A 22,445-nucleotide genomic window follows, 5' to 3' on the forward strand; every position below is an offset into this window, starting at 1 on the left:
CTCGGAAGGGCCTCAAAGGAGTGACTACGCAGTCTTACTTAAGGGTTGCGTACATGACGGCCTTGATGGTGTGCATGCGGTTCTCGGCCTCGTCGAAGACCTTAGAGGCCTTGGACTCGAAGACCTCGTCGGTGACCTCCATCTCGGTGATGCCGAACTTCTCGGCAACCTCGGCACCCTTCTTGGTCTTGGTGTCGTGGAAGGAGGGCAGGCAGTGCAGGAAGATGGCGTCGTCGTTGGCCATGGCCATGACCTCGGAGGTGACGCGATAAGGAACCATCAGAGGGATGCGCTCCTTGTAGAAGTCGTCCGGCATGCCCATGGAGACCCAGATGTCGGTGTAGATGCAGTCGGCGCCGGTGACAGCCTTCTTGACATCGGACTCGAGGCGAATCTCGCAACCGTTCTCGGCAGCAATCTCGCGGCAGGTGGCAACGAGGTCCTCAGCGGGGAAGAAGCCCTCGGGAGCGCAGGCGACGAAGTTGACGCCGAGCTTGGCGCAGACGACCATCAGGGAGTTGGCAACGTTGTTGGCGGCATCGCCCATGAAGACGAGGGTGCGGCCCTTGATGTCGTTGTTGAAGTTCTCCTTGAAGGTGAGCATGTCAGCGAGCATCTGCGTGGGGTGGAACTGGTCAGTCAGGCCGTTCCAGACGGGGACGCCAGCGTAAGCGGCGAGCTCGTCGACCTTCTCCTGCTCGAAGCCACGGTACTCGATGCCGTCGAACATGCGACCGAGGACGCGAGCGGTATCGGCAATGGACTCCTTGTGGCCCATCTGGGAGCCAGAGGGATCAAGGTAGGTGACGCTCATGCCAAGGTCAGCAGCACCGACCTCAAAAGCGCAACGGGTACGAGTGGAGGTCTTCTCGAAGAGAAGAGCGACGCTCTTGCCCTCAAGGTAACGGTGAGGAACACCGGCGCGCTTCATGTTCTTGAAGTCGCGGGAGAGATCGAGCAGGTAGTTGATCTCCTCGGTAGAGAAGTCGAGGAGCTTGAGGAAGTGACGACCGCGAAGGTTGACGCCCATGTCTGATCCTTTCGATAACTTTCAAGGGCACACCATGTGCACTTGAGATAACAAAACACATCGTAAGCCCGGGGACGGACGAGCCGTCCCCGGAATTAGCCGCTACGGGACTTAGATGTCAGCGCGAGCGAAGGGCATGCTCATGCAGCGAGGGCCGCCACGGCCGCGAGAGAGCTCCGCGGACGGGACAACGAGGAGGTCGAGGCCCTCCTTGTAGAGCACGTCGTTCGTGACGGTGTTGCGCTGGTAGACGCAGATCTTGCCAGGAGCGACGCAGAGCGTGTTGGAACCATCGTTCCACTGCTCGCGAGCGGCAGCGACAGGGTCGCCGGCACCGCACTTGATGAGCTTGACGGCGTCGAGGCCGAGGGCCTTTGCCAGAATGTGCTCGAGGGTGTCGTTCATCTCCTCGATGGAGAGCTCTCCGTCGGTTGCACCCTTGGTGATCTTGAAGACCTGGAGGGTACCCATGATGCCCGGGTGGATGGTGAACTTGTCAACATCAATCTGGGTAAAGACGGTGTCGAGGTGCATGAAGGCTCGGGACGCGGGGATGTTGAATGCGTAGATCGTATCGATCTCGGAGCCCTTGTCTCCCCAGAACATGTTGCGAGCGAGCGTATCAATCGCGGAGGCCTGCGTGCGCTGGGAGATGCCGATGGCGAGCGTGTGAGCGTTGAGGTTCAAAACGTCGCCGCCCTCGGTGTGGTATGCGCTGTCGCGACGGTACCAGAGGGGAGCATCGTTGTACTCGGGGTGATCGCGGAAGATGTACTTGCCGAAGATCGTCTCTCGGTTGCGGGTGACGGAGTACATGTGGTTGAGGTTGACGCCCTTGCCAACGATCGCGAACGGGTCACGAGTGAAGTAGGTGTTGGGCATCGGGTCGATCAGGAGGTCGGTAACGGCATCCTGATCGTCGACGATCGCAGAGAGCGAACCGTTGGAGTGGGGCAGGTCGATCTCGTTCTTGCGGATGCCGGCGATGCACTTCTCGACGAATGCCTGGGTGTCCTCGATGGAGTCCATGAACTCCTTGACGGCAGCACGCGTGCTGTGACCGCGAAGACCAGACTCGTCGAGCCACTGGTTGGTGAACTCCTCACGAGTGCCAGCAGCGTCGAGGGCCTCGGCGACGAGCTTCTCGAGGTAGAGGACCTCGACACCCTCGCCACGAAGAAGCTCTGCAAACTTGTCGTGCTCGGCCTGTGCGACCTCCAGGAAGGGGATGTCGTCGAAGAGAAGGCGCTCAAGATCGTCGGGGGTGAGGTTCAGGAGCTCCTCGCCGGGACGGTGAAGGCAAACCTTCTGCAGGGGGCCAATTTCGCTGTGGACGTAGAGTCCGTTAGCCATGGTTCCTCCATTCCGTTTTGTGCCGAACATCAATCGACACAAGATGCAAATAGACAGACTGCAAAGGACGGACTCGAAGCGTTCGTGACGCGTTGCCCGAACCTCGCCTCTGTAGCCTTAACAATAACGCCAATTCGAACTATATCCAATAACTTTTTTCTTTTTTTCACGCGCTCCGGTAATTGGGGGGAACGGCGCCATTTTGCCCATAAGCGGTATCTAGCTCATATTCTGATCATAAATCCGCCTAATTTACCAGCAGATTTATGGATTAATCTGATAAATGACTACTTAACAGTGGTCATATCGAGCTATTTGTAACACTATATTTCCGCAGTTGAATGTCTTTCGCAATATTGACGATACTGCATAGTATTCTAGTTATATGTACTATGGAACAAATTATCGCGGTTCGTTCCAATACTGTGATTATGCTTTGCGCGCACATCAGTGCCCCGCGACGGGAGGCCGCACGCCTCACAGGTCGCCATCCACGGCCCCTCGAACGCCGGTGAAGGCCCCAACGATTGTGGAGTTGGCCCTTCATGGGGGCGCCGGAAGGCAATCTCAAGGATAATTTTGCCGACAGGGACGACGCAGAGGGTCGAACGGAGAGAGCATGCGTCTATATGTAGAGAGAATGGCGTACGGATCCGACGCAATCGCGCACGACAAGGACGGAAAGACGGTGTTCGTGCGCGGTGCCGTACCGGGAGACACGGTCGAGGCCACGCTCACCCAGGACAGCAAGACGTTCTCGAGGGCAAGCGTGGAGAGCGTGCTCGAGCCGTCTCCCTCGCGCGTGGACTCCCCCTGCCCCTACGCTGCCATCTGCGGCGGGTGCCCCTGGTCCTCCATGAGCCACGAGGCCCAGACGGAAGCCAAGAGGGCTGGCGTGGTGAACGCGCTCAAGCGCATCGGCCACTTCGACGCGGACCGGACCGAAGAGCTCGTACGCACCTGCGAGTCCCCGTCCGACCCATGGGGCTACCGCAACAAGGTCGAGCTCGCCTTCGCGCAAGCGGGCGCGCGCTCGATTATCGGCATGCACGCCGCGGACGAGAAGACCGTCGTCAGGGTAAATGACTGCCATCTGCTCGAGAAGCGATTCTCGAAGCTTCCTAAGAAGGTATCGGGCGCGGTCACCTACCTTGCCAACTCGCACGGCCTCACGTTCGACAGGATAGGCATCAGAGCCTCGAGGCGCACCGGAGAGTGCGAGGTGGCGCTGTGGACCCAGCCGGGCCCATTCCCACGAGCGCAGGTCGCCAAGATCTTGGGCGACGCCGCCAATCTGAGCTCGGTCGTCCGCGTCATGACGAAGGGACCCAAGAAGGCCCGGAAGATAGTGGGCGTGGAGCGCCTCGCTGGCCACGGGAACTGGTCGGAGGTAATAGGAGAAGAGAAGATGACCGTCTCCGCGCCCTCCTTCTTCCAGGTCAACACGGTAGGCGCAGAAAGGCTCGTCGAGCTCGTGGTTGAGAGCCTGGGCCCGCAGGAGGACGACGAGGCGATGGACCTCTACTCCGGCGCCGGGACCTTTACGCTCCCCCTTGCCCGCAGGTCGGCCTTCGTGTCTGCGGTCGAGTCGTACGGACCCGCCGTGCGCGACCTCAGGCGCAACCTCGAACAGGCGCACATTGAAAACGTCGACGCTGTCGGTGGAGACGCGGGCCGAGAGTTTCCCGACACAGACGCGGACATCATAGTTGTCGACCCGCCCCGAGCGGGACTCGCCGAAGACGTGGTGGCACAGCTGTCCGAACAGAGCGCTCGACGCATCGCCTACGTCTCGTGCGACCCGGCGACGCTCGCCCGCGACCTCGAACGCTTCGAGCGGGCAGGCAGCTATCGCGTGAAGTCGGTGTCCCCCGTCGACCTCTTCCCACAGACCTTCCACGTGGAAAACGTCACGATTCTCGAACGCGTCTAGGGCCTTTCATTAACAGAGCCCGTCTCGGGGTGGCGCTCCCGTGCGGGAAAGTGTACAAATGAACTCGGATCACCTTGGGATGGACCCAAGATGCAAGAGTGAGAGGATTCAATCATGAAGGCTACCGTCAACGAGGATTGCATCGGCTGCGGTCTTTGCGAGTCCACCTGCAACGCCGTGTTCACCATCGGTGACGAGGGCGTTGCCGTCGCAATCGAGGAGGACGTCCCCGAGGAGGCAGAAGACGCCGCCCAGGAGGCTTGCGACAACTGCCCCGTAGGCGCAATTACGGTCGAGTAGCCGAGCTCGCACCACAACAGGAGGGAGCCGTCCCGTACGGCTCCCTCCTTTTTGGAAAGGAACGCATCTTGATTCTTGCATCGGGTTCGCCGCGCCGGCGCGAGCTCTTGGAGGAGCTGGGAATTCGACCAGACATCCGTCCCTCGAGCATCGACGAGACTCCCCTGCCCGATGAGACTCCGCCGGAGCTCGTAAAGCGGCTCTCCCTGGAAAAAGCCATGGTCTGCCTCAAGAGCCTCGGGGAGGACGAGAGGGACACGATCCTCGCTGCCGACACCATCGTCTGGGGCGAGGACGGCCTACCACTGGGAAAGCCTGCGTCGGAAGAGGACGCTCGAACCATGCTCAGAAGACTCTCCGGAAGGACGCACCACGTCTCGACGGGCGTCTGTCTCATATTCGCAGACGACCCTGGCGAGCCCACGTCGTTCGTGGAGACGACCGACGTGGAGTTCTTCGACCTGACCGAGGCGATGGTCGAGTCCTACGTGAGCTCGGGCGAGCCTAGGGACAAGGCCGGGTCCTATGGCATCCAGGGTCTCGGGAGGCTCCTGGTCAAGGCCATACGCGGCGACTACTACAACGTCGTCGGCCTGCCCGTCGCGCGAGTGATACGCGAGGTGCAGCACCACGGCAACGGTAACGAGAAGATCATGGCGAGCATTCTGGAGGGCACACGTGAGTGAGATAACGAACATCGCGGAAATACCAGGCATCTACGCCGCGAGCGCGACGAGCGAGGACGCGGGAACGGGCTGCACCGTCATCATCTGTCCCAAGGGCGCCGTCGGAGGAGTCGACGTGCGTGGAGGTGCGCCGGCGACCCGAGAGACCGACCTCCTTCGCCCGGAGGAGACCGTAGGCGTGCTGCATGCAGTCGTCCTCTCGGGCGGAAGCGCATACGGCCTGGCGGCGGCATGCGGCGTGGCAGAGGAGCTCGAGCGCAGCGAAATCGGCCTCGACGTGGGCGTGGGGCTCGTTCCCATCGTCAGCTCGGCCTGCCTTTTCGACCTCGCGTGCGGCGACGGCCACGTCCGCCCCACCTCCGACTTCGGCGTCGCCGCCGTCAGGAGCGCGCTCGACAACCCCAAGGAGCCTCTCGACCGCGGTAACGTCGGTGCGGGAGCGGGATGCACCGTCGGCAAATTCGCGGGCCCCGACCGCTGCATGAAGTCCGGCCTCGGTCAAGGCGTGCAGAGTGCGGGCTCGCTGGTGTGCGGGGCCGTGAGTGCGGTCAACGCCGTCGGCAACATCAAGGACCCGTCGACGGGGACGTACATCGCAGGCGTTCTCGACGACAAGAAGGGCACGGTCCTCTCCCCCGATCAATTCTTCCAGGACATGGCCAAGGGTGCGGGCGAGGCAAAGATGCCGCTCAGGACGAACACGACCATTTCGTGCATCGCCACGAACGCGAAGCTCACCAAGGCACAGGCCACCAAGGTGGCGCAGATGGCAGCAGATGCCTACGCGCACACCATCTATCCCACACACACTACGAACGACGGAGACACCATCTTCGTCATGGCGACCGGCGAAGTGGAGGCACCCGTCGACGTGGTCGGGGTCATGGCGACCAGCGCTCTCGAGAAGGCGATTCTCGACGCAGCGTGGAGCGCCGAGGGGGCCTACGGTCACCCCAGCGCGAGGGACATCGCGTAGTTCCCGAAGGAAATTGGGAAAGAGGCGAGGGACGGCGGCCCGGATTATTCCAGACCGCCGTCCCCTTTGCATTTGCTTGTGATACCCGCTCTCGGCGAGACCGTTGCGTCAGACGCGCTAGTTGAACTTGACGAGCTTCTGCGCGGCGCGATAGAAGAACAGGGTGACCTGCGTGCCTGCAGCACCCGGGAGGTTCGTGGCAAGGCCGACTATGCCCTTGCGCGCACGTCGGTACATTCTGGAGTCGAACTGGCGCAGCTCCTCCCACAGCTCATTGAGGTTGTCGATGGCGTCGGGCTTGTCGGAGAGCTTCGAGAAGATGGAGCAGACCGCCATCATGAGCGTGAAGTAACCAATCATGTAGCTGCGCAGCCTGGGGCTCTCGACGTCGTCATAGAGGTGGTAGGCGTGCATCATGATGCGGGTGATGCGAAGCTGCTGGTCAATGCGACCAACCATGACACTCTCGTTGACCGACTGGTCCTCGCGACCGATAAAGTAGCGATAGAGGTCGACGTCGAGGTAGTACAGCGTCTTGCAGCGTGGAAGCGGCACGTAGGCGTAGATGTTGTCGACATAGAAAGTGTGCGCCGGCATGGGCACGCCGCCGTCGCGCAGAACGTCCGTGCGATAGCAGAGGGCGTGCATCAGGAGATTCTGCGACATGTTGAAGTGACCGATCTTGTCCCAGGTCATGATCTTGCCCTTGGGCAGCGCAAAGCCGTAGTCGACGACATTCTGCTTGCCATCCTCGACGTGCTCGTACACGTAATTCGAAATGACAAGGTCGACGCGGGTATCGAAGGAGATGAAGCGACGGAGCGTGGCAAGCAGATCCTTGAGCGCGTCGCCGTCGACCCAGTCGTCGGAGTCGACGACCTTGAAGTAGGTGCCGTCGGCGTTCTCGAGGCCCTTGAGGACGGCCATGCCGTGGCCGCCGTTCTCCTGGTGAACGGCCTTAACGATATTCGGGTAGCGCTTCTCCCACTCCTGCGCCTTCTCGTACGTGTCGTCCTTAGTGGAACCGTCGTCCACGACGACGATCTGCACGTCATCGGCGTAGTCGCTTCCCTCGAGGATGGACGAAATACAATGGTCCATGTACTCGGAGGAGTTGTAGCAGGGTATGCCAAAGGTCAGTGTCTTCTGCATCTGTCAGCCGTCCTAGCTTAAGAGTCAGTCTTCGCGAGAAGGACTAGTGGTTGTTGCTGATGATCTCGTCGGAAAGCTCGAGAGCGGACAGCGTGACACCGTCCATGTCGTAGTAGCGGTACTCCGCAAGGCGGCCAACCACGTGGAAGTTGAGGATACCCTCGACACGCGCACGATACTTCTTGTAGAGCTCGATGTTCTCGGGCTCGTTGATGACGTAGTACGGTGTGGCCCCGCTGGTGGGATCGTAGGGCTTGGAGTACTCCTTGAGAATGGTGGTCTTGCCGGGAACGACCTGCCCGGTCATGTTCTTGAACTCCGTGATGCGCGTAAAGTCCTCGGATACCGTGTAGTTAACGGTGCCGACGGGCTGGAACTGGTCCTGGTCGAGGGTCTCGAAGACCATGTCGACCGTGCGATACGGAAGACCGCCGAGGTCGAGGTTGAAGAGCTGGTCAAGGGCGCCGGTGTAGATGACTTCGCCGCCGAAGGGCTTGCCGCAGACCTTGACGCTGGTCTCGCCCATATCGAGGAGGTCACGCGCATCGACGCCGGTGAAGACCGAAATGAGGTCATGGTCGAGCATGTGCTCGAAAAGGTCGGTAAAGGAGACCTTCGGCATGCCCTGGTGTGGGGCCTGCGGGAAGTAGCGGTCGTCGTCGCCGACGAAGACGGGAACGCGGCCCATGACCGCCGGGTCGATCTGGTCCGGGGTCTTGTCCCACTGCTTCATCGTGTAGTGCAGGAAGACGTTCTCGTAGACGTAGTCGGCGACCTCCGAGAGCTCGGGGTCGTTCTTCTCCCTCAACTCCATGATGGGGACTTTCTTGTCCTGGCCAAAGGAGGCGACGAGCTTCTGGTAGAGGCGCTCACCCTTCTCCTCGCCAAAGGCGAGCTTGAGGGACTTGTGGTTGAAGGGAACGGGCATCAGCGTGCCGTGGATGTTTGCGAGCACCTTGTGCGAGTAGTCGGTCCACTCGGTGAAGCGCGAGAGGAACTCGTGGACGCGCTCGTTGGTGGTGTGGTAGATGTGCGGCCCATACTTGTGGATCAGGACGCCCGCCTCATCCTCGCAGTCATACGCGTTGCCCGCGATGTGATCGCGCTTCTCGACGACTGCGACCTTATAGCCACAGGCCTCTGCAAGGCGACGAGCGCAGACCGCACCCGCATAGCCTGCTCCGACGACAAGCGCATCGTAGGACTGGGGGTTAAAACCCTCGGGCAGACCGCTCTGGATACTCATGTAGCAATCCCTTCAGGACATAGTCGTGCACGTCACAAAGCTAGAACACAAAAGAATCGAGGTGCGGAAGAAGGCCTCCGTCGCTCGATTTCGACAAACGATTCTATCACGCAGTCCTATAATGGTGCGCATTGGCATCAAATACCCAGCTGCCATGCACATTTTTTGGTCACGGCGCCAGGTATCGTAGGAATAGTACGAGTTTGAAGGAGCGTCGATGAGCGATTTTCTGAACAGGATGAAGAGCGCGGCCAAGGCGGACAAGAAGACCATTGTCCTTCCGGAGGGTGAGGACCCACGCACTATTGAGGCCGCAAAGAAAGTCATGGAGGAGGGCATCGCCAACCTAATCATCCTGGGTGACCCTGCACAGATCGACGTGGAGGACGTTCAGGTCATCGACCCGAAGGCCTCCGACAAGCACGAGGAGTACGCCCAGAAGTTCGCCGAGCTTCGTGCGAAGAAGGGCGTGACGATAGAGCAGGCGCGCCAGCAGATGGACGACGCGACCTACTTCGGCACCATGATGGTGAAGATGGGCGACGCGGATGGCCTCGTCTCGGGTGCCTGCCACTCCACCGCCAACACGCTTCGCCCGGCGCTCCAGATTCTGAAGACGGCCCCCGGCACCAAGCTCGTCTCGGCCTTCTTCATCATGTGCACCGACAAGTCCGAGTTTGGCGAGGACGGCACCCTGCTGTTCGCCGACTGCGGCCTCAACATTGACCCGACGGCAGACGAACTCTCCGAGATCGCCATCGCGTCCGCGGCCTCGTGGAAGAGCTTCATGCACGACGAGCCCAAAATCGCGATGCTGTCCTTCTCGACCATGGGGTCCGCAAAGGGCGAGGTTCCCGAGAAGGTCCAGCAGGCGAAGGAGCTCCTGAGCGAGAAGGCTCCCGAGCTCGCTGCCGACGGCGACCTCCAGCTGGACGCCGCGCTCGTGCCGACCGTGGCAAAGCTGAAGGCCCCCGAGTCCAAGGTTGCGGGCAGCGCAAACATCCTGCTGTTCCCCGACCTCGAGGCGGGCAATATCGGCTATAAGCTTGTCCAGCGCTTTGCGGGCGCCGATGCCTATGGCCCCCTTCTGCAGGGCATCGCCAAGCCGGTCAATGATCTTTCGCGCGGCTGCTCCGCCGACGACATCGTGGGCGTCGTTGCCATCACCTCAGTCCAGGCGCAGCAGATGGCCAAGTAAGCTCGAGGCAGCACAGAATTTATCGCACGAGGGGGCGTCGCCCGTGGCGACGCCCCCTCCTCTTATACAGATGCCATTTGGGCAGAACGGACCACCTCAAAACCCGTCGCACGGGCGAAGGCGAGAACGGGACCGCAAAGGCCACTAGACCAGACAGGGGTCCTTCTCGCCGGGCATACTCCACGCATGGTGGTCGGTGTGGAGCAACCTCTCGGAAAGCGGCGAGAGCGGGGACCCGAGGAACTCCTCGTAGCAGCGGACGATGCTCGGGTTCTCGTAGGAGTTCCTGAGCTTGGCCGCTCCGTCGAGACGATAGAGGACGCCCCCCTTCTCGCCCGCAGATTCCCTCCCTTCGCGGATGGGTTGGCCACCTCCACCGACGCAGCCGCCGGGGCATGCCATGACCTCGACGAAGTCGAACGTCGCGCGACCCGCGAGAACGTCCTCGCAGAGCTGCCTGGCGTTGGCAAGGCCGGACACGACGGCCACGCGGACAGGCGTTCCGTTCAGGTCGAACGTCGCCTCCTTGCGCCCGGCGAGCCCCCTCACGCCAGAGAACGCGTCGCCGGCAGGTGCGCTTCCGGAGACGAGGTAGTGCGCCGTCCTCAGTGCGGCCTCCATGACGCCGCCGGTGGCACCGAAGATGATGCCGGCGCCCGTGCCCTCGCCGAGGGGCTCGTCGAAGTCAGAGGGCTCGAGCCTCTGAACGTTGACGTGCTCCTCCCTCACCATGCGCGTAACCTCGCGAACCGTGAGGACCGCGTCGACGTCGGGATCGCCGCAGGCATCTCGCATACTGTCGAGCGCAGCCTCGGACTTCTTCGCGATGCAGGGCATGATCGAGACCGAAAAGACCTTGTGCGGGTCAACACCGAGCATCTGGGCGTAGTAGCTCTTGACCAGGGCACCGAACATCTGCTGCGGAGACTTCGAGGTCGAGACGTGATCAACGAGCTGCGGGAAGTGAGCCTTCACGAAGCGGACCCAGCCGGGGCAGCACGACGTGAACATAGGAAGCCTTGCGGCGGCGTCCTTCTTGCTCTCCTCCTCCATGTGGCCAAGGAGCTCGGTCCCCTCCTCCATGATGGTGAGGTCGGCGGAGAAGTCCGTGTTGACGATGTAGTCGAAGCCCATGGGACGCAGCGCGGAAACCAGCTTTCCCAGCGCGTCGCCATCGGGCTCGATGCCAAACTGGTCGCCCCAGGCCGTTCGGACCGAGGGCGCGATCTGGACGATCGTGACGACGTCGGGATCGGCAAGCGCCTCGAACACGCGCTCGGTGTCGTCGCGCTCGCGAAGCGCTCCGGTGGGACAGTGCGTGACGCACTGGCCGCAGTACGTGCAGTCCACCTCATCGAGCTTCCGTCCGCCCGCAACGCCCACGTTGAGGTGCGTTGAGCGGTTGTTGGTATCCCAGATGCTAGAGGCCTGGACCTTGTCGCAGACCTGTATGCAGCGAAGGCAGTTGATGCACTTGCGATTGTCTCGGATGAGCGGGAGCGACTTGTCCCAGGCAAGGTAGTTGAGGTGCTGGTCGTAATCCTGATAATAGATGCCAAGGTCGTTCGCGACGGTCTGTAGGCTGCAGTTGCCCGACCTGACGCAGCTGGTGCAGCTGGCCTCGTGACGAGACAGCAGGAGCTCGACGTTGGCCTTGCGCGCACGGCGGACCTTGGGACTGTTGGTGCGCACGACCATTCCGTCGAGAACGCAATTGTTGCAGGCTGCCACGAGCTGGTCGATGCCCTCGACCTCGACCAGGCAGACGCGACATGAGCCAATCTCGTTGAGGTCCTTGAGGTAGCAGAGAGTCGGGATGTTCACGCCCGCCAGCTTGGCGGCCTCGAGGATGGTCGTGTCCTTCTCGACCTCCACGGTAGCGCCGTCGATAGTAACCCTTACCATTGCATGATCCTTCCCCCACGGAACGCTCCGTGTCCAAAGTGGTCGCACCTCAGGCAGCGTGACGCCTCCTGCAGGGCCTCCTCACGTGACAGCCCATTCTCGACCAGATTCCAGTCGCCCGTGCGCCCGGAGGCCTCGCGTGAGGTCATCTCGCAACGTGCGCAGGAGATCTTCCCCTTGAACTTGACGGGCGGCATTTCGACGTTGTGCTTGTCAATCTTGTGGTCGAAGCCGAGGTAGTGGTCAATATTTGCGGCCGCGACCTTGCCCGCGTTGACAGCACGTATGACCGTCGCAGGACCGCTCTGGCAGTCGCCGCCCGCATAGACGCCCTCGAAGCCCTCGACGGAACCGTCAGCACGCGCAACGATGCGCCCGCGCGAGCAGGGAACGCCCTGCCCCTCGAAGGCGGAGGAGTCGATGGCCTGGCCGATGGCGACGACAACGCGGTCGCAGGGAATGACGCGCTCGGGCACGTCAGCGGGGCGAGGAAAAGGACGCCCTCCCCTGAACTCGCCGATGATCTGGGGCTGCACGGCAAGGCCGCTCACGACGCCGCCCTTGGCGACGATGCGCAGCGGCGCGTTGAGCGAGAGAATCTCGCAGCCCTCCGCTTCGGCGCCGGCGATCTCCTCGTCCTGGGCCGTCATGTCGATAACGCGGCGACGGTAGACGATGGTGACCTTCTCGGCACCGCAGCGGACAGCGGAGCGGGCCACGTCCATGGCGACGTTTCCACCGCCGACGACGCACACGCGCTCCCCCGAAAAGTCCGGCACCTCGTTGTCGCCAATGCTCCTGAGCATGTCGACCGCAGAGAGCACGCCGGCGGCGTCCTCGCCCTCAAGGCCTAGCTTCCTGTCCAGGTGCGCACCGATGGCAAGGTAGACGCTGTCGTACTTCTCCCTCAACTCCGCGAGGTCCTCGACCTTGGTGTCGCAGCGGACCTCAACCCCAAGGTTGACGATCCAGTCAATCTCGGCCTGAAGGCGCTCTCGGGGTAGGCGGTAACTGGGGATGCCGTAGCGAAGCATGCCACCCAGGCGCTTCCGTGCCTCGAAGATGGTCACCTTGTGGCCCATGACCGTAAGGTAGTAGGCGGCGGAGAGGCCCGCAGGTCCTCCACCGACGACGGCAACCCTCTTGCCGGTCGGTTCCGCCATGTGCGGTTGGTAGTCGGACTCCATGTTGTCCACTGCATAGCGCTTGAGGCCGCGAATGTTCATGGGGTCGTCCACCATGCCCCTGCGACAGTGCATCTCGCACGGATGCTCGCACACGTAGCCGCAGACGAGGGGCAGTGGGTTGTCCTTGCGAATCAGACGCACGGCCTCGACGTTCTGCCCCGCCTCGACAAGCGAGATGTAGCCCGGAATGTCGACGTGGGCCGGACAGCCCGATACGCAGGGAATCGAGTCGCTCTGGTCAAAGCCGCAGGCATGATGCTTCATGTGGTGCTCGAAGTCATCACGGAAACCGCGCACGGCCTTGAGGGCCATCTCGCCTGCCTCATATCCGATGGAGCAGTCGCTCGAAAGATAAATCGTCTCGGCGGTACGCTCGATGAGGTCGAGCGTATATGGATCTGCGGTGCCGTCCAGAACCTTCTCCATGAGCTCGTACAGGGCAGGTAGACCCACCCTACAGGGCGTGCACTTGCCACAGCTTTGAGTCATGCACATGCGAACGAACGAAGCCGAGAACTCGACCGGGCACGGTTCGAGCGAGCTTACGGACAGGCGCTTGCCCACGGCGTCATGCAGGTCGTCCATGATCTGCTGGGCCTTGCTTCTCTCCATTACATGCAGTCTGGCCATCGGTCCCCTTCCCTAGCAGCAAAAACGCATTCTTCATACCATAGCCAAGCGCGTGCCCCGCATAAACACATGTCCGCGGATGGTTACAAACATCGGACATGCGGACAAATACCGTGCTATTATGGGCCGTTTTCAGATTGCACCCACATTTATGACATAGTATCGGGCGCTCCTCGTGACGAAGAGCGCCCGAACTTATCCAATTACGGAAGAATTGTATTCATACCACAGGCGCAACCGGGCCAATTCCAGCAAGCCGCTAGGAGACTTTGGGGCCAGCGGCGCGGACCTCAGGATCCATGTCGGGGTACTTCTTGCTGGCGTTTTCGACGAACATCTTTGCGAGCCTCAAGGCAGACTCGTCGAAGGCCTCGACGTCCGACCAGGTGTCACGCGGGTTAAGCACGCGGTCGTCCACGCCGTCGATGTGCTGTGGGACGTCAAGGTTGAAGAGGTCGTCGTGGACGAACTCGCTTTCCTCAACAGACCCGTCGAGAACCGAGGTGATCATCAGGCGCGTGCTGGCAAGGTCCATGCGCGAGCCCGTGCCATACGGCCCTCCTGTCCAGCCCGTGTTGATCAGGTAGACCCTCGTGCCGCTGCACTCGATCTTCTCGCCAAACATCTTTGCGTAGAGAAGGGGCGAAAGGGGCATGAAGGGCTCCCCGAACAGCGTCGAGAACGTGGGCTGGGGCTCGGTCACGCCGCGCTCGGTGCCCGCGACCTTGCTGGTGAATCCGGACAGGAAGTGGTACATCGCGGCATTCTTGTTCAGGCGGGATATGGGAGGAAGGACACCAAAGGCGTCCGCGGTCAGGAAGATGACGACATTGGGATAGCGACCTTGCCCCATGACCTGGGCGTTGTCAATGAAGTCGATGGGATACGCGACGCGAGTGTTTTCGGTAAGGGAGCCGTCAAAGTAGTCAGGCTTCCTGGTGACGGGATCGACGACCACGTTCTCGCACACGCTGCCGAACTTGATTGCGCGGTAGATCTCGGGCTCGGTGGTCTGCGAGATGCAGATGGCCTTGGCATAGCATCCGCCCTCGAAGTTGAAAACGGAACCCGAGGCCCAGCCGTGCTCGTCGTCGCCAATCAGCATGCGCTGCGGGTCGGCGGAGAGCGTGGTCTTGCCGGTGCCGGAGAGTCCGAAGAAGACCGCCGTCTCTCCCGTGACGGGGTCCATGTTCGCCGAGCAGTGCATGGGAAGGACGCCCTCCTCGACGGGCATGAGGTAGTTCATGACCGAGAAGATCGCCTTCTTTATCTCGCCGGAATACGACGTTCCCGCGATGAGAACGGTTTTCTCCTCGAAGTTGAGAAGGACGACGGCCTCAGAATGGGTGCCGTAAACCGCCGGATTAAGCTTGAGGCCCGGGGCGACAAGAACGTTGAAGTCCTGGGGCTCAAAGTCGGCAATCTGGCGCTTCGAGGGACGCACGAGGAGCTGGCGCGCAAAGAGCGCCTGGCTTGCGCGCTCGCACACCACAAGGAACTTGCGGCACCAACGGCGGTCGGCACCGGCGACGGCGTGCACGACATAGAGGTCGCGTGCCGAGAGGTAGTCGATGATAGCCTTCCTCACGCGCCGATAGCCCTCTACTGGGAAGGGCTTATTGACGCTGCCCCAGGCAATCTTGTCGTGTACGTCAGGTGTGTCGACGATGAACCTGTCCTCGGGCGAGCGACCGGTGTACGCGCCCGTCTCGACCGCAAGGGCCCCCTTCGAGGTGAGGATTCCCTCCTTGTTGCTGATAGCCTTTTCGATGAGGATGGCAGGCGACCCGTCAACGAGAAGCGCGCCGCTCACCCCTTGAAAGCCGCAGGCATTGAGCTGATTCTGAATCATTGAGACTCCTAACTGCTTGTCCGCAAACTTTTACAAGCTAAAGCGTAGTATCAGCTCGAACTGGCACGCAGATTGTTAACACGTCGTACGTTTTGTAAAAGGCGAACGGTATCCGCGAGCGCATTGGGCGGCAACAAGGACGCAACACGCGGGGCAGTGCCAATGAACCTCATTGGGGCATAATGAAACCACGACGACCACCCAAGGAGGAACAACGTGGAAAGTCTGAGCACAATAGCGGCAAACGGCCTGGAGGCAACCGTCAGTTCGCAGGGCGCACAGCTCATGAGCCTCAAGAAGGAAGGCTGCGAGTACCTGTGGCAGGGAGACGAGAGGTGGTGGCCCCGTCGCGCCCCCGTCCTCTTCCCCATCGTTGGGAGCATCAGGGGCGACCACGCGACCTCGGCCGCCGGCCCCATTAGCCTGGGGAGGCATGGCATCGCGAGGAACTGCGCGTTCGAGCTTTCACACGCCGAGGACGACACCCTCGTCTACCGTCTTGCCTCGAACGAGGAGACTCTTGCTCGCTTCCCCTACGAGTTCGAGCTCGAAATGAGCTACGAGATCGAGGGCGAAGCGCTGCGCCAGACCTTCTACGTGAGGAACACCGGCGAGGAGGACCTTCCGTTCGTCCTTGGAGGACACCCCGCCTTCAACATCCCGGCGGGCCCCGAGCGCTCCGACAGCTTCGACCAGTACCGTCTGGAGTTTGCCGAGGACTGGACCTACGCGACGCCGCGCATAGACACCTCGACGGGGCTCTTGGACTTCGGAAGCCGCATCGACCTGCTTTCCAACTCGAGGGCGCTCCAGCTCACCCACGGGACCTTCGACGTCGACACCCTGGTGTTCGAGGACGTGCCACAGCGCACAATCAGGCTGGTCGGCCCCAGCGGCCACGGCGTCCAGGTGGACTTCGGGGGATTCGACTTCCTCGGCGTGTGGTCTGCCGCAGGAGACGCGCCCTTCGTCGCGCTTGAGCCCTGGACGGGCTGCGCAACGGCAACGGACGAGAGTGACGTGTTCGAGGAGAAGCGCGGCATCGAGATCCTGCAGCCGGGCGCAACCAGCACGCACTCGTTCACAATGAGACCTTTCTAGGAGAAACATGCTGAGCATCAGACCCGCAAAGAGGCGGGACGTGTCGCAAATCGCATCGCTGTTCGACGGCGCACGAGAGTTCATGCGCAGCACGGGCAACGAAAGCCAGTGGCCCAACTGCTACCCCACCGAGGAGGACGCCAGAATCGACACGATGCGAGGCTGCCAATTCGTCTGCCTCGACGGCGACGAGATAGTCGGGTGCCTCAGCCTCGTCCCTGGGCCGGACACGACCTACCTCAAGATCGAGGACGGGGACTGGCTCAACGACATGCCCTACTTCGTCGTCCATCGCATTGCGGCAAAGTACCAGGGCAGAGGCATAGGAAGCTTCATGATGTCATGGGCCTGCCAGTCGGCCGACAACGTCAGGACCGACACGCACGAGAAGAACGCCCCCATGCGAGGCCTCCTTGAAAGCATTGGCTTCAAGCCCTGCGGGACCGTCTTCGTCGAGGACGGAACGCCGCGCATTGCCTACCACTACGTCAGGCCCGGCTCTAAGGAGAAGGGTGGTTTCCTCGACTGGCTCCCGTGGAGAAAAAGCGGCCTCACCCGCTAGCCACAAACAGAGAGGTGCAACAAAACAAGGAGGGGTCGCGCCGGAAGGCGCGACCCCTCTCGCTAGTCGTGAGACGGTCTGGAACTACTTGTCCAGAAGCTCCTCGACATCGAGGGCGATCATGAGCTCCTCGTTAGTGGGGACGACAAGAACCTTGACGGCGGAGTCATCCGTGCTGATGACGCGGGGCTCGCCGGAACGAACGCTGTTCTTCTCCTCGTCGATCTTTACGCCCAGCCACTCGAGCTCCTTGGCGACGCCAAGGCGCATGCTGCTGGAGTTCTCGCCGATACCGGCCGTAAAGACCATGGTGTCGAAGCCGTGGAGCGACTGCGCCATCTCGGCAATGAGCTGAGAGGTGCGGTAATAGAACATCTCCATGGCAAGCTGGCAGTTCTCGTCGCCGTTGTTGGCGGCCTCCTCGATGTCGCGCGTGTCGGAGCTGACACCCGAGAGGGCAAGCATGCCACCCTGCTTGTTCATCATCGTGTCGACCTCGTCGACGCTGTAGCCGCCCTCGCGCTGGAGATAGCACACGGTAGCGGGGTCGATGGTGCCGCAGCGCGTGCCCATGATGAGGCCGTCGAGCGGGGTTAGGCCCATGGTCGTGTCCATGTCCTTGCCATCCTGGATGGCCGAGAGGGAGGCGCCGGAGCCAAGGTGACAGGAGACGAGCTTGTGAACGTCGCCTTTCAGGAACTCGTTCGTCTTCCTCCAGACATAGCGGTGCGAGGTGCCATGGGCGCCGTACTTGCGGATGTGAAGCTTGTCGACGACGTCGCGCGGGAGGGCGTAGCGATGCGCCTTCTCGGGGATGCCGTAGTGGAAGGACGTGTCCGCCACGATCACGTTGCCGATAGACGGGAACATCTCGCGGCAGATCTCGATGACGTCTGCCTCGGCATAGTTGTGAAGCGGTGCGAGAGGAGCGACCTCGCGGACCCAGCCGAGGGTCTCGTCGGTGACGACCTTGGACTCGGGGAAGTACCAGCCGCCCTGGACGACGCGGTGACCGATCCCCTCGATCTTGTCGGTGTCGAAGCCTGCCTGCCCGAGAATCTCGAACACGTGCTTGATGGCCGTCTTGTGGTCGGGAAGGGCGACCTCGAGCTTTTGCTTCTCGCCACCGTTTTCCTCGTGGCCAACAAAGGAGCCGTCGATACCGATGCGCTCGCAGTTGCCCTTGGCATAGACGTTGCCGGACTTCGTGTCGAGAAGCTGGTACTTCAGCGAAGAGCTGCCGGCGTTGATAACCAGAACGTTCATGAATCTCCTCTCAAGGATAGTAACTGGCCCTGCGTCAAAAAGGCCTTAGCCATAATAAACCCTCGCTTCCAAGTCATCTGCAAGCGAGGGCACTTTGGCGGTGAACGGTTGTCAAAGGAACTATTCGGGAATGAGTCCCTCCCCGAGCTTCTTGCCGCCAAGTACGTGCATGTGAAGGTGCATGACGGTCTGGCCCGCAGCCGCGCCCGTGTTGGCGATCACGCGGAAGCCGTCCTTGTCGATGCCGCAGATACGCACGACCTCGCCGACCGCGTGAACCATGGCCGCGAGCACGTCGGCGGGAACGCCGTCGACGATGTTGTCGTAGTGGTCCTTGGGGACAACCAAAACGTGGACAGGAGCCTGGGGGCTGTTGTCCCTGAAGGCGCACACCAGGTCGTCTTCGTAGACGTAGTCAGACTCAATTACGTGGTTGGCAATTTTGCAAAAGATGCAGTCGTCTTTCTGAGCCATGCTGTCTCCTACTCGTTGATGAATGCTACCGAGGGAGCTGCGGTGGTGTCCGTCAGCTCTTCGTCCACGTTGGTCTCGTCGAGCAGAACCTGGACCTTCTGCTCCGCGTTGGCAAGGCGGGAGCGAAGGCTCTTGAGAAGCTCCACTCCCCTTGCATATTTCTCGAGAGACTCCTCGAGTTCGAGGTCACCGCCCTCGAGCGACCGAACGATCTGCTCGAGCTCGATCGAGGCCTCCTTGAACGTCATCTCTTCGATCTTCTTGTCCTGCTCTGCCATGGTATCCCCTCTCGCGACTACGGGTCGCATAGTTTACTTACTCGTCTTACCGTTGACCGTTGCCCGAATCTCACCGTCGGCGAGTACGACAGAGAGGCTGTCTCCCCGCTCGACGGAGTCGATCGAAGAGAGGACCCTGCCGTCAGGTCCCTTCGAGATCGAATAGCCTCGCGACAGGACCTCGAGTGGTGACAGCGCGTCGAGCGTTCCCGCGGAGCGCGCGACGATCGACCTGAATGGCTCCAGCAACCAACCTGAGACGCCTCTCAATCGACGAGCAGACGAGTCGACCTCTGCCGCCTTGGCGGCAAGGCCACGGGGAAGCGCCGCATGGAGACGATCCTCGGTCTGGTTGAGCTGATCCTGCCTGTTCTGGACCATCCAAAGTGGCGTGCTCAGGCACTTCCTGCTTGCGAGGGAGTCGACATATGCCTCATGGCGCGCGAAGGAGACGGAGAAAGCGCGGGCCATGCGCTCGCCCATCATCTGGTTTCCATCAGAAAGCGCACCCATAGAGTCGCGCGCGACCTTGCGAAGCCTTCCAGCGCGCTCGTTGATCGTCCGCTCGAGCATGTCAATGCTGGGCGCAACGGCCTCGGCCGCGGCCGTGGGGGTCGAGCAGCGCATGTCGGAGACCATGTCGCAGATGGAGGTGTCCGGCTCGTGCCCGATGCCCGTGACCACGGGAACGGAACACGCGGCGACCGCCCTCGCCAGCGCCTCGTCGTTGAACGTCATGAGGTCCTCGAAGGAGCCACCGCCCCTGACCAGCAGGATGGCGTCGGGCTTTGCGGCGGCCGCGATCCCAAGAGCCCTGATGATGGTCCGCTCGGCGCCCGGCCCCTGTACCATGCATCCGGCAACCTGAATTCTGACCAGCGGGTTCCTTCGGGCGAGGGTCCTCTTGACGTCGTCGATGACGCTTCCGGAGAGCGACGTGACGACGACGATACGGGAGCAGAACTTCGGAACGGGTCGCTTGCGCGAGACATCCATGAGCCCCTCGCGCTCGAGCTTGCGCGCGAGCTCGGCGACCTTCTGGCGAAGGGCACCCTCGCCGGCGACCTCGAGCCTCTTGGCGACGAAAGAGAGCCTGCCGCTGTTCTTGTACACGCTGAAGGAGCCGGTCATCTGGACCTGCAGGCCATCCTTCAGAACGACGCCGCTTGACTCGTAGACGCCACGCCACACGATGGCATCCATGCTGCTCTCGGAATCCTTCAGAGAGAAGTAGCAGTGCCCGGAGCGCCGGTTCGGCCCACGAAAGCCACTGACCTCACCGTTGACGACAAGCGTCGGAATCTCGCCAACGTAGCTGCTCGCAATCCCAACCGCCTCGTGTACGGAAAGTACCTCTACACCATCGGCCATGCTATCGCCTGTTAGAGCGAGCAAGGAGGTAGACCAGCTGCATCACCGAGATGAGCGCTGCGGCGACGTAGGTGAGGGCGGCCGCAGTCAGGACCGAGCGGGCACCGCGCTCGTCGATGCCGCCGCCGACCGTAGAAAGGTAGCGAACGGCACGGCGCGACGCGTCAATCTCGACGGGAAGGGTGACGATCTGGAACAAAACCGAGAACGCAAAGCAGACGATGGCGAGACTTGTGAGCCCCGAGAAGTTCATGACGATACCCAAGAGGAAGAGGACACTCCACGCGCGCTGCGTGAAGTTGACGACGGGAACGAGCGCCGTGCGGATCCTTCCGAACGCGTAGCCATGAGCGGTCTGCACGGCATGACCCGCCTCGTGGCACGCCACGGCGACAGAGGCGACCGAGCCGCCGCCGAAGTTCTCCTGCGAGAGGTGGAGACAGTTGTCGCGAGGGTCATAGTAGTCGGTCAGGTGGCCGGCGACGCTCGTGATGCCGACGGCAGAGGCACCCTGCGCGTCAAGCATCTCGCGCGCGACCTGCGCCCCGGTCTTGCCCATCGTGGCTCCCACGTGGGACCACTTCTTGTACGCGGACCTGATATAGGCCTGGGCAAGGGCGCCCAGCGCCACAGAAACAATAATGATCAGCAGATACGCGTAGTCAAAGCCATATCCGTAACGAACCATCTCATCCTCCAGACAAGCGACGTTTAAACCGCTTCTACCCAGATTCCGCCGCGAAAAATCCGGGCGAGATGACCATAGCCTTCTCGCCCGACATCAATTGCTACAACAGTTCGACCCTGCCGTCTTTCACCGTGAGGCCAACCTTGCCCATCAGAAGCCCCTCGAGCTCCCGACCGACGAGGTCGTAGCGCCAGGACTTGGAGAGTCGCGAGTCGCGATGGCTCACGAAGTCGACCAGGTCGTCCTTGGTCGCGATCAGCTGGGGAGCAATGCCGCTTTTCTCGGCCATGAGCCTCAGCATTGCGTTCATCAGGTCAACGACGCTCTCGGTCTCGGCTGACGGGCGCTCCTTGCGCAGCGTCACGGGATAGTCCGAAGGAGGGCATGCCACGCCAGTCGAGATGGCCGCAACGACGCCCTGGGCGTCGCGGTTGCCCAGCTGCTCGGTGCCGCGGATGCGCTTGAGCCTCTCGACCGTACGCGGGACGCGCTTGCAGGCCTCGACGATGACCTCATCCGAGAGGACCCACTTGCGCGGAACGTTGCGACGGGCCGCCTCTCGGTCGCGCCAGGCGCACACCTCGCGCGCGACGGCAAGCTGCTTGCGCGTAAGCGACCCGGAGCGCTTCAAGTGGACGTACGCGAGCTCGGGCGGACGCGCGAAGACCGAGGGGTCGAGCAGGTCCTCCATCTCGGGAATCACCCACGAGAGGCGGTCTCGCTTGATGAGCTCGCTCATCATGTCGTCGTAAATGCGCGGCAGATAGATGACGTCATCCTCCGCGTACTCGAGCTGCTCGGGATCGAGCGGCCTCCTGGACCAGTCGGTGAGTGACTCGGCCTTGGGAAGACGGACACCGCAGAGCGACTCGACAAGGGCGCCATAGCCAATCTGTTGGCGGTGCCCCAGGAAGGCCGCCGCGACCTGGGTGTCAAAAAGGGGCTTGGGCACGCAGCCAAGCTCGCGGAAGATTACCTCGAGATCCTGGGTACACGCGTGGAAGACCTTGGTGATGGACTCATCCTCGAGCAGGGCAACCAGAGGAGAGAGGTCGTCGATCAGGATGGGGTCCACCGCTGCGGACTCTTCAGGGGTTGCGACCTGGATGAGGCACAGCTTGGGATAGAAGGTCTTCTCCCTAAGGAACTCGGTGTCGACCGCCAGGACACGGGTACTTGAGGCGCGCTTGCAGAACTCGGCAAGCGCGCCGGCGTCATCAATATACACAAACGCTCGTTTCGCTACTAATTGGCTAA

The 22,445-nt window shown here is 61.6% G+C and carries 20 protein-coding genes; 7 read left to right on the top strand and 13 right to left on the bottom strand.

The features are described 5' to 3' along the window. Nucleotides 1-34: 34 nt before the first annotated feature. Together argF and B5D13_RS02750 are read right to left on the bottom strand one after the other, a co-directional pair. A complete protein-coding gene (gene argF, locus B5D13_RS02745; protein WP_078686815.1) occupies nucleotides 35-1,030 on the bottom strand; it encodes an ornithine carbamoyltransferase in 996 nt (331 codons plus the stop codon). Between the two features lie 111 nt (nucleotides 1,031-1,141). After that, nucleotides 1,142-2,383, bottom strand: coding sequence for an arginine deiminase (locus B5D13_RS02750; RefSeq protein ID WP_078686816.1), 1,242 nt, complete (start codon nucleotides 2,381-2,383; stop codon nucleotides 1,142-1,144). Nucleotides 2,384-3,002: 619 nt separating this feature from the next. On the opposite strand from B5D13_RS02750, the gene rlmD reads away from it, so the two are divergent. The 4 genes from rlmD to B5D13_RS02770 all read left to right on the top strand — a co-directional run bounded on the left by rlmD (nucleotide 3,003) and on the right by B5D13_RS02770 (nucleotide 6,278). Further along, nucleotides 3,003-4,316 (top strand): 23S rRNA (uracil(1939)-C(5))-methyltransferase RlmD, encoded by a 1,314-nt coding sequence (gene rlmD / locus B5D13_RS02755; RefSeq protein ID WP_078686817.1) that lies wholly within the window; start codon nucleotides 3,003-3,005, stop codon nucleotides 4,314-4,316. Nucleotides 4,317-4,430: 114 nt separating this feature from the next. Beyond that, nucleotides 4,431-4,616 carry a ferredoxin gene (locus B5D13_RS02760; RefSeq protein WP_078686818.1) on the top strand — a complete coding sequence of 62 codons (186 nt, stop codon included), beginning with the start codon at nucleotides 4,431-4,433 and terminating at the stop codon, nucleotides 4,614-4,616. 68 nt (nucleotides 4,617-4,684) lie between these two features. After that, entirely contained in the window at nucleotides 4,685-5,302 is a 618-nt protein-coding gene (locus tag B5D13_RS02765) for a Maf family protein (protein WP_078686819.1), read from the top strand. Beyond that, a complete protein-coding gene (locus tag B5D13_RS02770) occupies nucleotides 5,295-6,278 on the top strand; it encodes a P1 family peptidase (RefSeq protein ID WP_078686820.1) in 984 nt (327 codons plus the stop codon). The genes B5D13_RS02765 and B5D13_RS02770 overlap by 8 nt, the downstream gene beginning before the upstream one ends. Before the next feature lie 117 nt (nucleotides 6,279-6,395). Here the strand turns inward: B5D13_RS02770 and B5D13_RS02775 are convergent, their stop codons facing one another. Then, nucleotides 6,396-7,430 (bottom strand): glycosyltransferase family 2 protein, encoded by a 1,035-nt coding sequence (locus B5D13_RS02775; RefSeq protein WP_078686821.1) that lies wholly within the window; start codon nucleotides 7,428-7,430, stop codon nucleotides 6,396-6,398. A 43-nt stretch (nucleotides 7,431-7,473) separates the two neighbouring features. Continuing rightward, nucleotides 7,474-8,676 carry a UDP-galactopyranose mutase gene (gene glf, locus B5D13_RS02780; protein WP_078686822.1) on the bottom strand — a complete coding sequence of 401 codons (1,203 nt, stop codon included), beginning with the start codon at nucleotides 8,674-8,676 and terminating at the stop codon, nucleotides 7,474-7,476. 217 nt (nucleotides 8,677-8,893) lie between these two features. Between glf and pta the strand changes: the two genes are divergently transcribed. Next, entirely contained in the window at nucleotides 8,894-9,874 is a 981-nt protein-coding gene (gene pta / locus B5D13_RS02785) for a phosphate acetyltransferase (RefSeq protein WP_078686823.1), read from the top strand. 144 nt (nucleotides 9,875-10,018) lie between these two features. Here pta and B5D13_RS02790 read toward each other — a convergent pair whose 3' ends face one another. The 3 genes from B5D13_RS02790 to pckA all read right to left on the bottom strand — a co-directional run bounded on the left by B5D13_RS02790 (nucleotide 10,019) and on the right by pckA (nucleotide 15,448). Next, complete coding sequence (locus B5D13_RS02790) at nucleotides 10,019-11,779, bottom strand: [FeFe] hydrogenase, group A (RefSeq protein ID WP_078686824.1); 1,761 nt, start codon at nucleotides 11,777-11,779, stop codon at nucleotides 10,019-10,021. Beyond that, nucleotides 11,773-13,596 carry an NAD(P)-binding protein gene (locus B5D13_RS02795; protein WP_078686825.1) on the bottom strand — a complete coding sequence of 608 codons (1,824 nt, stop codon included), beginning with the start codon at nucleotides 13,594-13,596 and terminating at the stop codon, nucleotides 11,773-11,775. Before B5D13_RS02795 ends, B5D13_RS02790 begins: the two co-directional genes overlap by 7 nt. 259 nt (nucleotides 13,597-13,855) lie before the next feature. Continuing rightward, nucleotides 13,856-15,448, bottom strand: coding sequence for a phosphoenolpyruvate carboxykinase (ATP) (gene pckA / locus B5D13_RS02800; RefSeq protein ID WP_078686826.1), 1,593 nt, complete (start codon nucleotides 15,446-15,448; stop codon nucleotides 13,856-13,858). 216 nt (nucleotides 15,449-15,664) lie between these two features. Here pckA and B5D13_RS02805 point away from each other — a divergent pair, with 216 nt between their 5' ends. Continuing rightward, on the top strand, nucleotides 15,665-16,549 hold the full coding sequence (locus tag B5D13_RS02805; RefSeq protein WP_078686827.1) for an aldose 1-epimerase family protein: 885 nt from the start codon (nucleotides 15,665-15,667) through the stop codon (nucleotides 16,547-16,549). A gap of 7 nt (nucleotides 16,550-16,556) precedes the next feature. After that, a complete protein-coding gene (locus B5D13_RS02810; protein ID WP_078686828.1) occupies nucleotides 16,557-17,111 on the top strand; it encodes a GNAT family N-acetyltransferase in 555 nt (184 codons plus the stop codon). 84 nt (nucleotides 17,112-17,195) lie between these two features. On the opposite strand, the gene B5D13_RS02815 is transcribed toward B5D13_RS02810, so the two are convergent. The 6 genes from B5D13_RS02815 to rnd form a co-directional block, all read right to left on the bottom strand. Then, nucleotides 17,196-18,377 carry an acetate/propionate family kinase gene (locus B5D13_RS02815; RefSeq protein WP_078686829.1) on the bottom strand — a complete coding sequence of 394 codons (1,182 nt, stop codon included), beginning with the start codon at nucleotides 18,375-18,377 and terminating at the stop codon, nucleotides 17,196-17,198. 120 nt (nucleotides 18,378-18,497) lie between these two features. Beyond that, a complete protein-coding gene (locus tag B5D13_RS02820; protein WP_078686830.1) occupies nucleotides 18,498-18,851 on the bottom strand; it encodes an HIT domain-containing protein in 354 nt (117 codons plus the stop codon). Nucleotides 18,852-18,859: 8 nt separating this feature from the next. Then, entirely contained in the window at nucleotides 18,860-19,129 is a 270-nt protein-coding gene (xseB, locus tag B5D13_RS02825; protein ID WP_078686831.1) for an exodeoxyribonuclease VII small subunit, read from the bottom strand. Between the two features lie 33 nt (nucleotides 19,130-19,162). Further along, nucleotides 19,163-20,500, bottom strand: a complete 1,338-nt coding sequence (gene xseA / locus B5D13_RS02830; RefSeq protein WP_078686832.1) for an exodeoxyribonuclease VII large subunit — start codon at nucleotides 20,498-20,500, stop codon at nucleotides 19,163-19,165. 1 nt (nucleotide 20,501) lies between these two features. Further along, a complete protein-coding gene (locus B5D13_RS02835; RefSeq protein WP_078686833.1) occupies nucleotides 20,502-21,188 on the bottom strand; it encodes a zinc metallopeptidase in 687 nt (228 codons plus the stop codon). A 100-nt stretch (nucleotides 21,189-21,288) separates the two neighbouring features. Continuing rightward, entirely contained in the window at nucleotides 21,289-22,416 is a 1,128-nt protein-coding gene (gene rnd, locus B5D13_RS02840; protein ID WP_078686834.1) for a ribonuclease D, read from the bottom strand. Nucleotides 22,417-22,445 lie beyond the last annotated feature (29 nt).

The organism is Olsenella sp. KH1P3 (assembly GCF_900167315.1).
Lineage (GTDB): Bacteria > Actinomycetota > Coriobacteriia > Coriobacteriales > Atopobiaceae > Olsenella_J > Olsenella_J umbonata_A.

Coding starts and splice junctions, on each gene's coding strand:
- B5D13_RS02820 (WP_078686830.1), bottom strand. CDS start 18,851: ATGGCTCAGAAAGACGACTGCATCTTTTGCAAAATTGCCAACCACGTA.
- glf (WP_078686822.1), bottom strand. CDS start 8,676: ATGAGTATCCAGAGCGGTCTGCCCGAGGGTTTTAACCCCCAGTCCTAC.
- pckA (WP_078686826.1), bottom strand. CDS start 15,448: ATGATTCAGAATCAGCTCAATGCCTGCGGCTTTCAAGGGGTGAGCGGC.
- B5D13_RS02810 (WP_078686828.1), top strand. CDS start 16,557: ATGCTGAGCATCAGACCCGCAAAGAGGCGGGACGTGTCGCAAATCGCA.
- B5D13_RS02790 (WP_078686824.1), bottom strand. CDS start 11,779: ATGGTAAGGGTTACTATCGACGGCGCTACCGTGGAGGTCGAGAAGGAC.
- B5D13_RS02760 (WP_078686818.1), top strand. CDS start 4,431: ATGAAGGCTACCGTCAACGAGGATTGCATCGGCTGCGGTCTTTGCGAG.
- B5D13_RS02815 (WP_078686829.1), bottom strand. CDS start 18,377: ATGAACGTTCTGGTTATCAACGCCGGCAGCTCTTCGCTGAAGTACCAG.
- pta (WP_078686823.1), top strand. CDS start 8,894: ATGAGCGATTTTCTGAACAGGATGAAGAGCGCGGCCAAGGCGGACAAG.
- rlmD (WP_078686817.1), top strand. CDS start 3,003: ATGCGTCTATATGTAGAGAGAATGGCGTACGGATCCGACGCAATCGCG.
- B5D13_RS02795 (WP_078686825.1), bottom strand. CDS start 13,596: ATGGCCAGACTGCATGTAATGGAGAGAAGCAAGGCCCAGCAGATCATG.
- argF (WP_078686815.1), bottom strand. CDS start 1,030: ATGGGCGTCAACCTTCGCGGTCGTCACTTCCTCAAGCTCCTCGACTTC.
- B5D13_RS02750 (WP_078686816.1), bottom strand. CDS start 2,383: ATGGCTAACGGACTCTACGTCCACAGCGAAATTGGCCCCCTGCAGAAG.
- B5D13_RS02835 (WP_078686833.1), bottom strand. CDS start 21,188: ATGGTTCGTTACGGATATGGCTTTGACTACGCGTATCTGCTGATCATT.
- xseB (WP_078686831.1), bottom strand. CDS start 19,129: ATGGCAGAGCAGGACAAGAAGATCGAAGAGATGACGTTCAAGGAGGCC.
- xseA (WP_078686832.1), bottom strand. CDS start 20,500: ATGGCCGATGGTGTAGAGGTACTTTCCGTACACGAGGCGGTTGGGATT.
- B5D13_RS02775 (WP_078686821.1), bottom strand. CDS start 7,430: ATGCAGAAGACACTGACCTTTGGCATACCCTGCTACAACTCCTCCGAG.